The sequence below is a fragment of the Fluviibacter sp. genome, from assembly GCF_057744235.1.
In genome coordinates this window covers 22261-36374 of the sequence record NZ_JBIJFP010000011.1, presented here as the reverse complement: position 1 = coordinate 36374, position 14114 = coordinate 22261, and the positions used below count along the sequence as shown (strand labels likewise).

The window sequence follows — 14114 nt, the reverse complement described above, 5'->3', positions numbered from 1 at the left end:
TCAAGTTTAACATGCAGACCATGCCACACCACGAACATGCTCGGAAGTACACGCCGGTCGACCTGATGATCTGCCCGCGCTGGATCATTCCGGTCGAACCACGCGATCTGGTCCTGGAAGATCACGCCCTGATCATCAACCAGGGCCGGATTGCTGATCTCCTCCCCCGTGAGTTGGCCTTACAGCAATACGCCCCCGCAGCCACCGAGATTCTGCCTGAGCATGTACTGATCCCCGGCTTGGTCAACACGCACACCCATGCGGCCATGGCCTTGATGCGCGGCATTGCCGACGACCAGCCCCTCAAAACCTGGCTGGAAGACTGGATCTGGCCCCTGGAAAGCCGCTGGGTCAGCACCGAAATGGTGCGTGATGGCACCCTACTGGCCAGTGCCGAAATGCTTTTGGGGGGCATCACCACCTTCAATGACATGTATTTCTTTCCGGAGGCCGCCGCCGAAGCCGTGGATCAGGCCGGTATCCGGGCCAGCCTGGGCATTCTGGCGTTTGAAGTGCCCACGGCCTACGGTCTGGGCGCCGACGACTATCTGTACCGGGGTCTGACGACCCGCGACGCTTTAAGGAACCACCCCCGACTGAGCTTCATGCTGGCACCGCATGCCCCTTACACTGTAGCCGATGCCACCTTCGAAAAAGTGGCGACGCTGGCGGCCCAGACCGGGCTGGGCATTCATATTCACATCCATGAAACCCAGCACGAGGTCATCCAGAGCCTGGAGCAACATGGAGAGCGCCCCCTGGAACGCCTGGAACGCCTGGGTATTCTTGGCCCCCAAACCTTGGGAGTGCACGCTGTGGCGCTCAATGACGAAGACATCGCCCGGGTCGCCCGTCACAATATGCACATTAGTCACTGCCCGGCAGCCAATCTTAAATTAGGATCGGGCATTGCCCGCACCCGCGATATGGATGCCGCCGGCATTAACATCGGCTTGGGCACCGACGGTGCCGCCGGTAACAACCGGCTCGACCTGCTGTCCGAGATGCGTCTGGCGGGTCTACTCGCTAAAGGTGTGCAGCAGGACCCCAGCCTCTTACCCGCACATCGTCTTATATATATGGCAACCTTGGGCGGTGCCCGCACTCTTGGCCTCGACAGCCAAATCGGATCATTGCAGATCGGAAAGCACGCTGACCTGTGTGCAATATCACTGAACGATGCCAGAACACTCCCGGTATTTGATCCGGCATCACAAATTGTGCATAGCGCTGGCCGCGAACAGGTCACCGACGTCTGGGTCGACGGTCAACCTGTTGTAAAAATGAAACACTTAACGCAAATTTCGCAGGAAGAGATATACGCCAAAGCCAAAACATGGCAGAATCGGTTCAGAGGTTAGGTGTGCTCAAACAAAGGAGTGCCCGTTCCTGCTGTTATCCATCACAACACGAATGAGGAATGACCATGCGTATTTCTGCTAAGCAAGCCGTCCTGGCTGCAATCGTTGCCGGCCTGGGCGTGGGTGCTACCGTTGCGCACGCTGCCACCCCTGGTATCGACCCGAACGGCACCGTTGCCTATCTGGTCGACAAGGATTTTAACGTCGTCAAGAGCGGTGCTGGCCTGTGCTGGCGCACTGGCTACTGGACACCGGCTAACGCCGTTGAAGAGTGCGATGGCACGATGAAGAAGGCCGGTGCTCCGGCTGGTGCCAAGATCACCCTGGCTGCCGACACGCTGTTCGCCTTCAACAAGGCCGACCTGAAGCCGGAAGGCAAGAAGGCTCTGGACAATGTTGTTGAACAAGCCAAGGCACTGAAAGTTGAAGTGATCGTTGCTGTTGGTTATACCGACCGTATCGGTTCGGACGCCTACAACCTGAAGCTGTCGCAGCATCGCGCCAACTCGGTTAAGGCATACCTGGTTTCGAAGGGTATCCCGGCTGACAAGATCTACACGGAAGGCAAGGGCAAAGCTAACCCGGTCACAGGCAAGACCTGTGACAAGATCGGTGGCGCTCAGAACGGCAGCAACAAGAAGCTGGTCGACTGCCTGCAGCCGGACCGTCGTGCAGTTCTGGAAATCATCGGCACCAAGTAATCGCCCGGTTTTCAAAGCACGAGAAAAAGCCACCTTCGGGTGGCTTTTTTAATGCCCGCAGAACCAGCCCTGCCCCAGAGCACAGCCCCTGGCTTTATAATCGAGGCATTCTCTCAGCACTGCAAAGACTGTCATGAACGCCCCGCTCCAACAAAGCACCAACGCAGACCCGTCTGAAGTCCAGAAATTCTCCGATCTGGCCCACCGCTGGTGGGACCCGAACAGCGAGTTCAAACCGCTGCACGAAATCAACCCCCTGCGTCTGAACTGGATTGACCAGGCCATCGGCCTGAGTAGCAAAAAGATCATTGATATTGGCTGCGGTGGCGGCATCCTGTCGGAATCCATGGCGGCCAAAGGTGCGCACGTCACCGGCATCGACCTCTCCGACAAAGCACTGGGCGTCGCCAGACTGCATCTCCTGGAAAGTGGCCAGCAGGTCGACTACCGCCACATTGCGGCTGAGACCATGGCGGCCGAACATCCCGGCAGCTTTGATGCCGTGACTTGCCTGGAAATGCTGGAGCACGTGCCTGACCCGGCACAAACCATTACGGCGTGCGCCAAACTGGTCAAACCGGGTGGCGATGTCTTCCTGTCTACGCTCAACCGCAATCCCAAAGCCTATCTGCTCGCCATTATTGGTGCGGAATACATCCTCAACATGCTGCCCAAGGGCACGCATGACTATGCCAAGTTCATCAAACCGGCCGAATTGGTGCGCATGGCACGCGAAGCCGGGCTGGATCTGGTCAGCATGACCGGTATGAGCTACAACCCGCTCACCAAGGTGTACAGTCTAGGCGACGACACCAGCGTGAACTACATGGTTCATCTGCGTCGCAGCGCCTGATGCCTAAAATTCAGGCAGTTCTCTTTGATCTAGACGGCACGGTCGCTGATACCGCGCCTGACCTCGCCTACGCGGCCAACAGTTTGCGCCTGGCCGATGGGGTGCCGCCTTTGCCTGTCGAGATTCTCCGCCCTCTGGCCTCCCAGGGTGCCCGTGGCCTCCTCAAAGAATCCGTGGGACTCACGCCGGATGACCCTGGCTTTGAACACGCCCGACTGCGCTTTCTGTCTTTCTACGAACACAACTTATGTGTTCATACGAAACTCTTTCCCGGCATCCCGCAACTGCTAGAGGGTATCGAAGCCCGTGGTCTACCCTGGGGCATTGTGACCAATAAGGTGGAATTCTTTGCCCAGCCGTTAATGCGGCAACTCGGTCTCGCCGAGCGCTGCGCCATTACCGTGGGGGGTGATACCACGCCCAACCCCAAACCCGCACCCGATCCCCTGCTCCATGCGGCCCAAGCCATTAATGTAGCGCCAGAAGCCTGCCTTTATGTGGGCGACGACCTGCGTGATGTGCAGGCCGCCCATGCCGCCGGCATGACCAGCGTGGCGGTACGCTGGGGTTACCTGGGTGATGGACCGCCCATCGAGCAATGGAACGCTGACTATATTGTGCGCACCCCGAAAGATCTGCACGACCTGCTTGAAACCCTGTGCTAGACTCCCCACTTATGTGATGTAAGACTCACGGGGCCGACCTGGTTTCGACGGGGGTTACAAAGCAAGACAGGGCATGTCGAGGCTCAGCTACCTCGTAAAACCAACTGAAAACAACACAATCGCCAACGACGAGCGCTACGCTCTAGCTGCTTAATTGCAGCTGGCTCCCGAACTGACTTGCTCATGGGTCAGGTAGCGAAAGCTACATCGGGATCATGAACACGAGATAAGGTTTGGTCATGTCACGGGGCCCGACTCGAAAATTTAGTGAATCGTCTGAAGCGAGCCTGTTCGGCCGGCGCGCCAAGACTAAATTCAATTGACCGAACTACACATGTAGAACTGCTTGTCGCGGACTTTCGGACGCGGGTTCGATTCCCGCCGGCTCCACCAACTCAAAAGCCTGACCAGAAATGGTCAGGCTTTCTCTTTTATAGCGCGTTAAGCACTGCGACTACTGCCCTTCCCGCTCCATGAGCAGATAGGTGTTATAGGCGTTCATCCGATTGGCATACTGAAACATCGGCACCTTGCTGAAACGGCTCCAGTCTGTATTTTTATAAACCTCATCGAACGGCACCAGCTCTGCCGCCCCTTTGCCCATGGTTTGCCGCAGGTACACAAGATAATCTCGCGTCAGCGACATATCCTGCTTGGGGTTGGTGGATGCCGGGCCATGACCGGGCACCATCACCTTGGCCGGGAACTTCAGCAGCGTATTCAGAGATTCGATCCATTGGCGGCTATCGGCCTGGCCAACGAAGGGAATGCGGTTGCGGAACACCAGATCTCCGGCAAACAACACCCTCGATTGCGGCAGCCAGACCACCAGATCATCCGGCGTATGGGATGGACCCACAGGAATTAGCTCGAAATCTACGCCACCAACCACCAGCTTTTTTGCGCCCTTGATCGGTTCGTCCGGCGGCAAGAGTCTGGTGCTCTCATCTACCCAGGGGAAAAGCTCCTGACGCGAAGCATCCAGACGCAATCGCGCCGTATCCGAATTCAGATATTCACCCGAGGCCTCATGCGCCACAATGCGGGTGCCCGCCTCTTTAAAGACCTGCAGGCCATAGACATGGTCGGCATGGTAATGCGTCACAATCACCGTATTGAGCGGCTTATCGGTGATCTTGCGGATCTGGGCAATCAACCGCCGTGCCAATTCCGGTGAGCCCAGCGCATCAATCACCACCACGCCTGCCGGCGTGATCACAAATCCGGCATTCGAAATAAAATTCTGATTTGCCGATGAACCCAACTCGGCCAAACCCTGCACATAGTAGCTATTAGGGGCAACCTCTTTGACCTGCATCGCCGGCACCCCTGCAGAGACTTCCTGGGCTGAAACCACGGGAGCAAGCGTTAAAGCAGAAATCACCAGCCCAAAAGCGCCAAACAGAGCAATCAGTGTTTTTTTCATATTGGTTCAATCATCCAGTTACATATGCTCTATCTTATTGCTAAATAAGAAATTTAGGATGATTCAATGCGCTATGGCGAATAAGAACTTGCCAGTTGCTGTAGGCGCAACCCTTCGTTGCGTGCTTCAGCTAACAATTCACGCCAATCATCTGGTGGATGACCGCTGGCGAGCATCTTACGAAATACCCTATAGGCATCATCATTGCTCTCGTAGGCGCGCTTAGTATCTTCGTCATTGACCCAAGCCAGCACAATGATCTTACTCGCCGCGTGATAACGAAAAAACAACCGGTACTGCTGGAAAAATTTGGCACGTAGCCAGTGCTTATGATCATTGCCTAAGCTACCGCCCTGTCGATATTCTGGCCGGGTCGGATCTTGTGGAATGATCTCAGAGACCAAGTTGGTAATCGCCAGCAGCCGTTTATACGCGTTCTTTTTAACGTAGCCGACAGGATCACGTTGCTTCAAAGCCTCAACCTGACGTGTCAGCGCTTCAACCTGTACCAGAAACAACGGATGGGCATATACCGCCCACCCATGAGGCGCTGACTTAGCCAGCGAACTCATTCATCCTCTGCCAACAAAGGTGCATTCAAATCAATGGCTGCATCACCAACCAAGGCACGCAGGCGTTGAACGAATGCGGCATCAATTAACTGCAAACGCTCCGGGTGATCTGAAATATCACGTGCCAGAAAGCTTAGGAATGAACCTAGCACCGGATCTGCTTCTTGTTCCGCCACTGCCCGCGAGATTACCACTTCACCGCTTGGTCGAATCGAATAGTGAACCTTGTCACGCTTACCCAGCCCCAGGGCGCGACGAACCGTCTCAGGCACCGTAGTTTGATAACGATCGGTCAGCGTGGATTCAACTTCGAGCGTGCTAGCCATCATGTTCTCCGATCTAATTGGCTTACCGCGCACAATATAATGCAATCGCATTACTTTGGCAATGCAGTTGCATTATCTAACTTGTTCTAAAACCTGCAACCCATGTGCCGCCCGCGCCCGCGTGCACTGATCGGTTGGTTTGCCGTCGGCATCGTAAGGTTCCAGTTCACGGCATACTGAGGGTCGGTTTTCGTAAATGCCACACAATGCGCCGGGGATTTCGCCTTTCAGCTGTTCGCAGCGTGGGGTTTTACTGCTGGTGCCGCGCATACAGCGCATGGTGGGTGTGAGTTGCTCCGTCTTGTCGGCGGGCACCCAGCCACCCGGCGCATCGTTGGCCTCTGCCCAGTAGAACGACACCCGGTACATGGCACAGCAGGCGCCGCAGTGTATACAGGGTGATTCGCTACTCACGGGAGCCCAGGCGTTAGAGGAAGCGATCCAGCAGGCGGCGGCTGTGCTTATCCAGCCCGGCCAGATCACGGATCAGGAACTGGATCCCGTGGTTGTCCGAAATCAGCAGCGTATTGCCGCCCATGCCGTGAATACGGCGGATATGCTCCTCACCTTTCAGTACCAGCTGGGTTTTACCCTGTGCCGTCTGAACCAGCCAGGTACTGGGCGTATTGAAGGACGAGACACTTTCAATGTACGTAATCACCGGCATGAACTCGCGGCCGGCCAGAACATCATCGACCAGTGCCCGATCCGCAGAGGTCAGTTGATTGATGCTGTCGAGCCATAACACCTCATGGCCTTCGGTATCAACCAGGGACAAACCCTGCTCCGGATCGGAAAAAGGAAAAGCGCGCACCGGGGTGACCCGCTCAATAATCTGTCCATCGGACCAGACCAGATCCAGATTGCCGAAGGCGTCCTGGCGCAGCTGATAACCCCGCTGTACGGGCTGCAATTCATTCGTCATTGACTTGCTCCCAACGGGGCCATGGCCGAGGCTTTATCTTCCGCCTCCTGGCGAGCCTGGGTTTCTACCATGCGGCGGTAGGTGCCATCCCGCAGCATCAGATCATCATGTGAGCCTTCTTCAATGATCTGCCCGCGATCCAGCACGATCAGACGATTGGCTTTACGCAGCGTTGACAGGCGGTGCGCAATCGCTATGGTCGTCCGCCCCTGCACCAGGTTATCCAGCGCTTTCTGGATTTCCTTCTCGGTGGTGCTGTCGACCGACGAGGTGGCTTCGTCCAGAATCAGAATCTGCGGATTGATGAGCAAGGCACGGGCAATCGAAATGCGCTGACGCTCACCACCCGACAAGGCCTGGCCGCGCTCGCCGACGATGGAGTCGTAGCCATGCGGTAAACGCAGGATAAAGTCGTGGGCATGGGCCGCTCGCGCCGCCGCAACGATTTCTTCACGGGTGGCATTGGGTTTGCCATAGGCAATGTTCTCGGCAATGGTGCCGAAGAACAGGAACGGTTCCTGCAATACCAGACCAATGTGCTGACGGTATTCCGAGACGGGGATAGAACGGATATCGATACCGTCGATCTTGATGCTGCCTTCAGAGGCGTCATAGAAACGACAGATCAGATTCACCAGCGTACTCTTACCCGAGCCGCTATGGCCCACCAGGCCGATCATTTCGCCCGGTTGGATGTTCAGGCTCACATCACGGAGTACGGCACGGTTACCATAACGAAAACCCACCCGGTTAATTTCAATGCGACCGGTAACCTGATCCACATGAACCGGGTTGATCGGCTCCGGCACACTGGAGACATGATCGAGAATATCGAAGATGCGCTTGGCACCGGTTGCCGCCTTCTGGGTATGCGAGACGATGCGGCTCATCGAATCCAGCCGGGTGTAGAAGCGGCCGATGTACGCCAGAAAGGCGGTCAGTACACCCACCGTGATGTGGTGCTGTGCCACCTGCCAGATACCGAAGGCCCAGAGAATGAGCAAACCGATTTCTGTCAGCAACGTGACGGTCGGTGTGAACATGCTCCACACTTTGTTGACCCGGTCGTTGATCGCCAGGTTATGGGCATTAGCGGTACGGAAGCGGGCGGACTCGCGCTGCTCCTGAGCAAAGGCCTTGACGACGCGAATACCGGGGATGGTATCGGCTAACACACTGGTGACTTCGGCCCACATGCGGTCGATCTTTTCAAAGCCGAAGCGCAGCTTGTCACGCACCATGTGGATCAGCCACATGATCATGGGCAGCGGTGCCAGCGTCACCAGGGCCAGCCATGGATCAATCGATACCAGAATGGCCGCCGTCATGAGAATCATGATGACATCGGTCGCAAAATCCAGGGCGTACAGCGATAGGAACACACAGATACGATCAGACTCGGTCCCGATCCGGGCCATCAGGTCGCCCGTTCGCTTACCGCCAAAGTACTCCAGCGACAGCTTGAGCAGGTGATCGTACGTAGCCGTCCGCAGATCGGCACCGATGCGCTCGCTGACCAAGGCCAGAATGTAGGTGCGGGCCCAACCCAGGCCCCAAGCCACCAATGCACTGATCAGCAGGCCACTGAGCAGCATGACCGTCAGGCCCACCGGGATGTTCTTACCGTTCTGGAACGGAATCAGCACCTGATCCATCAGTGGCATGGTCAGATACGGTGGCACCAGGGTGGCGGCCGTACCCAACAGGGTCAGCACAAAGCCGATGAGCAGTTCTTTTTTGTAGGGCTTGGCAAAACGCCAGAGACGCAACAGCGTCCAGGTCGAGGGGGATGTCAGGTTTTCGCTGTAACAGGCCGGACACTCCTCCTGATCCGGCGGCAGTGGTATCCAGCAATTAGGACACAGGGCGGGTTCCTCGGCATCCTCAAGCTCGGCAATGACATCGCCCGTTTTCTGCCGCAAGGTATCGAGCTGGCGAACCAGACGCAGCGCCGCCGGGTTCTGGGCCAGGGTAAAGCGCCAGCGGGTCAGACGGGCTGATGGTGTCAGCAAATCCAGTGTCGCAATCCCGGCATGATCCCCCAGCTTCAAAACCAGGTCAGCCGTCAGCGGCCATTCTGACCAGATCCCCTGCGGGGACAACGCACAGAGGCGCTGATGGGTCAGCACAATCAGGCCGCGAGCAAACTGCAGCTGATCATCCAGATCCGTTTCGATGGTGGCCAGCAGCGTTTCGCCATCAACCAGATGGGCACGCACGGCCGGTTGCCAGAGTTCAGGTGCCTGAGCGGCGGCCTGAGCAGACACCATGGTCTGCATGGGGTGAGCTTGAGAGTTCAATTGTGATGGTCTGACGGTCATTAACGGTCCGGTGGTCCGGATCCTCGAATTCTGCCAGATTAAACGCACAGACCCCGGCTTTGGCTGACACGCCAGCAGGTTTTCTGCGGAAAGATTACGATCCCGTCATCCGTTACCCAACTGGTGCGTTATGAGGCACACGGGGCATAGGGTTTCTGTTTACAATGATAGGAAACGCGCCGTAATAAAGTTTCAACAAATCTTGAGACACCTCCAGCCAACATGAGCCACAAATCGATTGAAATCATAGACATAAAGTATATATACGGTCCGAACATGTGGACGGACTTCTATATACCGATCATCGAGGCATGGGTCGACATCGGCGATCTGGAGGATTTTCCCTCCGACAAGATTCCGGGGCTGCCCGAACGACTTGTGGCCTGGCTACCCGGGCTCATGGAACACCGCTGCAGTTATGAGGAATACGGCGGCTTCGTTCGCCGTCTGCACGAAGGCACCTGGCCGGTGCACATCATGGAACACGTGACGCTGGAGCTGCTCGGCATGGCGGGCGTCCAGAGCGGTTTTGGCCGCGCCCGCGAAGCCAATCGCCGCAGCTTATACAAGCTGATCGTGCACAACCTCAACGACGAGGTGACGAAGCAGGCGCTGTTTGCCGCGCGCGATCTAATCATGGCCGCCATCGAGGATCGTCCGTTCGATGTCGCCCAAACGGTGGAAGACCTCAAGGATCTGGCAGAAGACCGGCTGCTCGGCCCGAGCACCGGCAGCATCGTTACGGCCGCCATGGCCCGTAACATCCCCACCATTCGGCTGGCCGACAACAACCTCGTCCAGCTAGGGTATGGCTCCAAACAGCGTCGTATCTGGACAGCCGAAACCGACCAGACCAGCGCCATTGCCGAAACCATCTCACGCGACAAAGACCTCACCAAGAGCCTGCTCAAGGCCTGCGGCGTGCCCGTGCCGGAAGGCGTCGTCGTCGAAAATGCCGATGATGCCTGGGAAGCGGCTCAGGATATCGGCCTGCCCGTGGTGGTCAAACCGTCTGACGGCAACCATGGCCGCGGCGTCTTCACCAATATGATGACCGAGCAGGAAGTCCGGACCGCCTACGCGGTCGCCGACGAAGAAGGCAGCAGCGTCATCGTGGAACGCTTTATCCAGGGGAACGAGCACCGTTTACTGGTGGTGGGCGGCAAAATGGTCGCTGCTGCCCGGGGTGACTTTGCCTTTGTCACCGGTGATGGCCAATCGAGCATCGAACAGCTGATCGAAGCCCAGATCAATAGCAGCCCCAGCCGCGGGCCCGCCGAAGAAAATACCCTCAATTTTGTCCGCGTCGACTCTGCGGTCCGTCTGGAACTGGAGCGCCAGGGCCTGACGGCACAATCGGTACCCGATCAGGGCCGGGATGTACTCATCCAGCGCAATGGCAACGTCTCAATCGATATTACGGATCAGGTCCACCAGGATGTGGCGGACACGGTGGCGCTGGCTGCCCGCGTCGTGGGGCTGGATGTCGCCGGTATCGATCTGGTCTGTGAAGACATCAGCAAACCACTGGCCGATCAACGCGGTGCCATTGTGGAAGTCAACGCTGGTCCCGGACTGCTCATGCACCTGCGCCCATCGGCGGGTGCACCGCGGCCAGTGGGCGAAGCCATCGTCAATTATCTGTTCCCGCCGGAACAGGATTTCAACCTACCCATCATCGGTATTGCCGGTTCCCGGGGCAAATCGATTGTGGCCGAACTCGTCGCCAGCATTCTGCACCTGACCAACGACGGCGTTGGCCTGGCCTGCAGCAAAGGCATGTACTTCAACCAGCGCCAGATTGATGGCCGAGATTGCGCCAACTGGGAAAGTGGCCATCGCCTGATGCTGAACCGCCAGGTCAAAGTGGCGATCATCGAAAACGACAACCGCGTCATTCTCAACCATGGCCTACCCTACCGTTGCTGTACGGTGGGCGTGGTCACCAATCTGGACCCGACCGATACCGTACCGGAATGCTCGATCGAAGACGAGGTCGGCATCTGGAAGGTGATGCGGACTCAGGTTGACGTCGTCCTGCCGAGCGGCACCGCCGTGCTCAATGCAGACGACACTGAAGTCACCGACATGGCCCGCCTGTGCCAGGGCGAAGTCGTCTTCTTCAGCCGTTATGGCGATGCCGCCCCGTTACAGGAACACTTAGCCAAGGGAGGCCGTGCCGTATTCAGCCGGGATGGCCAGATTGTGCTGGCTCAGGGTGACAGCATCGAACCGTTGATGGCCATCAACAGCATTCCTTTATTGCAACTCCGCGGTGATGCTCTGGAAAGCATTCTGGCCGCGGTTGGCGTCGGCGTTGCCATGAACCTCTCACGGGAAATCATGAGCACCGGTATCCAAACCTTTACACACCAGTAATCCATGGAAATTGTCCGCCTGCGCGCCCTGCGTGGCCCCAACCTCTGGGGTCGCCACACCATGATCGAAGCGCTGATCAACTGCACTGATGACGAATGCCAGATCACCAACCTGGCCGGTTTTGAAACGCGACTGCGTGCGCGCTTCCCGCAAATGGGGCCACTCATTGCCAGCGGCCATAACGAACCGCTGACACTGGCTCATGCCCTTGAAGTTGCGGCGCTCGGCCTGCAAGCTGCCGCCGGTTGCCCGGTAACCTTCAGCCGTACCGTGCAGACACCGGAAAAAGGCACCTACATCACGATCGTGGAATACACGGAAGAAGCAGTCGGCAAACTGGCGTTTGAACACGCCATGACGCTCTGCCAGGCGGCGCTGGACGACCGGATGTTTGATCTGGACGCGTCACTGCACGAACTGAATGAACTGGACGAAGACCTGCGTCTGGGCCCGAGCACTGGCAGCATCGTCAACGCGGCACTCGCGCGGGGCATCCCCTACCGCCGCATGACAGAAGGCAGCATGGTCCAGCTCGGCTGGGGCAGCAAGCAGAAGCGCATCCAGGCCGCGGAAACCAGCCACACCAGCGCCATCGCCGAATCGATTGCCCAAGACAAGGATCTCACCAAAACCCTGCTCTACTCGGCCGGTGTACCTGTACCGCAGGGTCGCGTCGTCAGCACGCTGGAAGATGCGCTGGCGGCCGCTCAATGGATCAAGGGCCCGGTCGTCGTCAAACCGCGCGACGGCAACCAGGGCAAGGGCGTTGCCGTCAACCTGCAAACGGTGGAGCAGATCACCACCGCTTTTGAAGTCGCCTATAAGATCAGTGACGACGTTATTGTCGAACGCTTCCTGCCCGGCCATGATTACCGCCTGCTGGTGGTGGGCAACGAACTCGTTGCTGCTGCCCGACGCGACCCACCTTTCGTCATTGGTGATGGCCAGCACACCATCCGACAGCTGGTTGATGTGATCAACAGCGACCCGCTGCGGGGCGATGGTCATGCCACCTCACTGAGCAAAATCCGCCTGGATGCCATTGGTCTGGCAACGCTGGAAGAACAACAGATGACGCCGGAATCGGTGCCCCCGCGTGGCGTACGCATCAACCTGCGCAAGAATGCCAACCTGAGCACCGGCGGCACCGCCACCGATGTCACGGATGATGTCCACCCGGATATGGCGGCCAGCGCCGTTGCAGCGGCACACATGGTCGGCCTTGATATCTGTGGCGTCGACGTGGTCTGCGACAGCGTCTATCGCTCACTGCAGGAACAAGGCGGTGGCATTGTCGAAGTCAACGCCGCCCCCGGTCTGCGTATGCACCTCAGTCCCTCTTACGGCAAAGGCCGTCCGGTCGGTGAAGCGATTGTCCGCCAGATGTTTGCCACCGGCGATAACGGCCGTATTCCGGTGGTGGCCGTTTCCGGCACCAACGGTAAAACCACGACCATTCGTCTGACGGCACACCTGATTGCACAGACTGGCAAGCGTATTGGCATGACCACGACGGACGGCGTTTACGCCAATGGCCGTCTCATCGACACCGGTGATTGCAGCGGCCCGCGCAGTGCCCGCAACGTACTCGGTCATCCGGATGTGGATGCCGCCGTGCTGGAAACCGCCCGCGGTGGTGTGTTACGCGAAGGTCTGGGCTTCGACCGCTGCAACGTCGCCGTCATCACCAACATTGGCGAGGGTGATCATCTGGGGATGAACTTCATCAACACGGCGGCCGAATTGGCTGCCGTCAAGCGCGTGATCGTTCAGAACGTTTCCTCTGACGGCACCGCGGTGCTCAATGCGGCCGACCCGCTGGTCGCACGCATGGCCCGCTTCTGTACCGGCAATGTCACTTTCTTTGCCGGACAAAGTGCGGCACACCCGGTGATGGCCAAGCACCGCGCCCAGGGGCATCGCGTCATTTACCGCGAAAACGGCGAAATCATTGCCGCCCAGGGAAAAACCATGGTGCGTCTGCCGCTGAAGGATATTCCGCTGACCGATGCAGGCCAGATCAGCTTCCAGGTCGAAAACGTGATGGCTGCCGTTGGTGCGGCCTGGGCGCTCGATATTCCCTGGGAAGCCATTGTGGCGGGTCTCGCCAGCTTCAACAGCGATGCCAGCACCGTGCCCGGTCGCTTCAATCGTTTTGACTATAAAGGCGCCACCCTGATTGCCGACTACGGTCACAACCCGGATGCGATTCGCGCCCTGGCCGACACCATTCACGACATGCCGGCGCGCAGCCGCACCGTGGTGATCAGTGGCGCCGGCGATCGCCGTGATGACGACATCCGTCGCCAGACCCGTATTCTGGGTAACGTTTTCGACCATGTGGTGCTGTACGAAGATGCCTGCCAGCGTGGCCGCCGCGAAGGTGAAGTCGTTGCTCTACTGCGTGAAGGTCTGAATGAAGCGCATCAGGTCAAGGAAATCGAGGAAATCAAAGGTGAGTTCCTGGCCATTGATACCGCTCTCAGCAAGCTGCAACCCGGTGATATCTGTCTGATTCTGGTAGACCAGGTGGAAGAAGCCCTGGCCCATATCCAGCAGCGGGTCGCTGAAGCGGCCGCCTAAGG

At 57.9% G+C, this 14114-nt stretch carries 12 protein-coding genes and 1 other RNA gene; 7 read left to right on the top strand and 6 right to left on the bottom strand.

The annotated features are described in order from the left end of the window. The first annotated feature begins 20 nt into the window (after positions 1-20). From AC3GOJ_RS06985 to ssrA, 5 genes are all read left to right on the top strand, one after another. Positions 21-1361 (top strand): TRZ/ATZ family hydrolase, encoded by a 1341-nt coding sequence (locus AC3GOJ_RS06985; protein WP_488236746.1) that lies wholly within the window; start codon positions 21-23, stop codon positions 1359-1361. 65 nt (positions 1362-1426) lie between these two features. Next, positions 1427-2062 carry an OmpA family protein gene (locus AC3GOJ_RS06980; RefSeq protein WP_488236745.1) on the top strand — a complete coding sequence of 212 codons (636 nt, stop codon included), beginning with the start codon at positions 1427-1429 and terminating at the stop codon, positions 2060-2062. A gap of 133 nt (positions 2063-2195) precedes the next feature. Next, entirely contained in the window at positions 2196-2915 is a 720-nt protein-coding gene (gene ubiG, locus AC3GOJ_RS06975; protein WP_488236744.1) for a bifunctional 2-polyprenyl-6-hydroxyphenol methylase/3-demethylubiquinol 3-O-methyltransferase UbiG, read from the top strand. Further along, positions 2915-3580: a phosphoglycolate phosphatase gene (gene gph / locus AC3GOJ_RS06970; protein ID WP_488236743.1), complete on the top strand. Its 666-nt coding sequence runs from the start codon at positions 2915-2917 to the stop codon at positions 3578-3580. The genes ubiG and gph overlap by 1 nt, the downstream gene beginning before the upstream one ends. A gap of 29 nt (positions 3581-3609) precedes the next feature. After that, positions 3610-3973, top strand: a transfer-messenger RNA (tmRNA) gene (ssrA, locus tag AC3GOJ_RS06965). Between the two features lie 61 nt (positions 3974-4034). Here ssrA and AC3GOJ_RS06960 read toward each other — a convergent pair. From AC3GOJ_RS06960 to AC3GOJ_RS06935, 6 genes are all read right to left on the bottom strand, one after another. Next, complete coding sequence (locus AC3GOJ_RS06960; protein WP_488236742.1) at positions 4035-5006, bottom strand: MBL fold metallo-hydrolase; 972 nt, start codon at positions 5004-5006, stop codon at positions 4035-4037. Positions 5007-5077: 71 nt separating this feature from the next. Beyond that, positions 5078-5578 (bottom strand): type II toxin-antitoxin system YhaV family toxin, encoded by a 501-nt coding sequence (locus AC3GOJ_RS06955; RefSeq protein WP_488236741.1) that lies wholly within the window; start codon positions 5576-5578, stop codon positions 5078-5080. Next, positions 5575-5904 carry a type II toxin-antitoxin system PrlF family antitoxin gene (locus AC3GOJ_RS06950; RefSeq protein WP_488236740.1) on the bottom strand — a complete coding sequence of 110 codons (330 nt, stop codon included), beginning with the start codon at positions 5902-5904 and terminating at the stop codon, positions 5575-5577. Before AC3GOJ_RS06950 ends, AC3GOJ_RS06955 begins: the two co-directional genes overlap by 4 nt. A 72-nt stretch (positions 5905-5976) precedes the next feature. Next, the gene (locus AC3GOJ_RS06945) at positions 5977-6318 is read right to left on the bottom strand and encodes a YkgJ family cysteine cluster protein (RefSeq protein WP_488236739.1); all 342 of its coding nucleotides are present in this window, start codon (positions 6316-6318) and stop codon (positions 5977-5979) included. Positions 6319-6331: 13 nt separating this feature from the next. Next, complete coding sequence (locus AC3GOJ_RS06940; protein ID WP_488236738.1) at positions 6332-6829, bottom strand: cyanophycin metabolism-associated DUF1854 family protein; 498 nt, start codon at positions 6827-6829, stop codon at positions 6332-6334. Continuing rightward, on the bottom strand, positions 6826-9129 hold the full coding sequence (locus tag AC3GOJ_RS06935) for a cyanophycin metabolism-associated ABC transporter (RefSeq protein ID WP_488236737.1): 2304 nt from the start codon (positions 9127-9129) through the stop codon (positions 6826-6828). The genes AC3GOJ_RS06940 and AC3GOJ_RS06935 overlap by 4 nt, the downstream gene beginning before the upstream one ends. A gap of 243 nt (positions 9130-9372) precedes the next feature. Between AC3GOJ_RS06935 and AC3GOJ_RS06930 the strand changes: the two genes are divergently transcribed. Both AC3GOJ_RS06930 and cphA read left to right on the top strand, forming a co-directional pair. Continuing rightward, positions 9373-11529, top strand: a complete 2157-nt coding sequence (locus tag AC3GOJ_RS06930; protein ID WP_488236736.1) for a cyanophycin synthetase — start codon at positions 9373-9375, stop codon at positions 11527-11529. Positions 11530-11532: 3 nt separating this feature from the next. Continuing rightward, positions 11533-14112 carry a cyanophycin synthetase gene (cphA, locus tag AC3GOJ_RS06925; RefSeq protein WP_488236735.1) on the top strand — a complete coding sequence of 860 codons (2580 nt, stop codon included), beginning with the start codon at positions 11533-11535 and terminating at the stop codon, positions 14110-14112. The last annotated feature ends 2 nt before the right edge of the window (positions 14113-14114 follow it).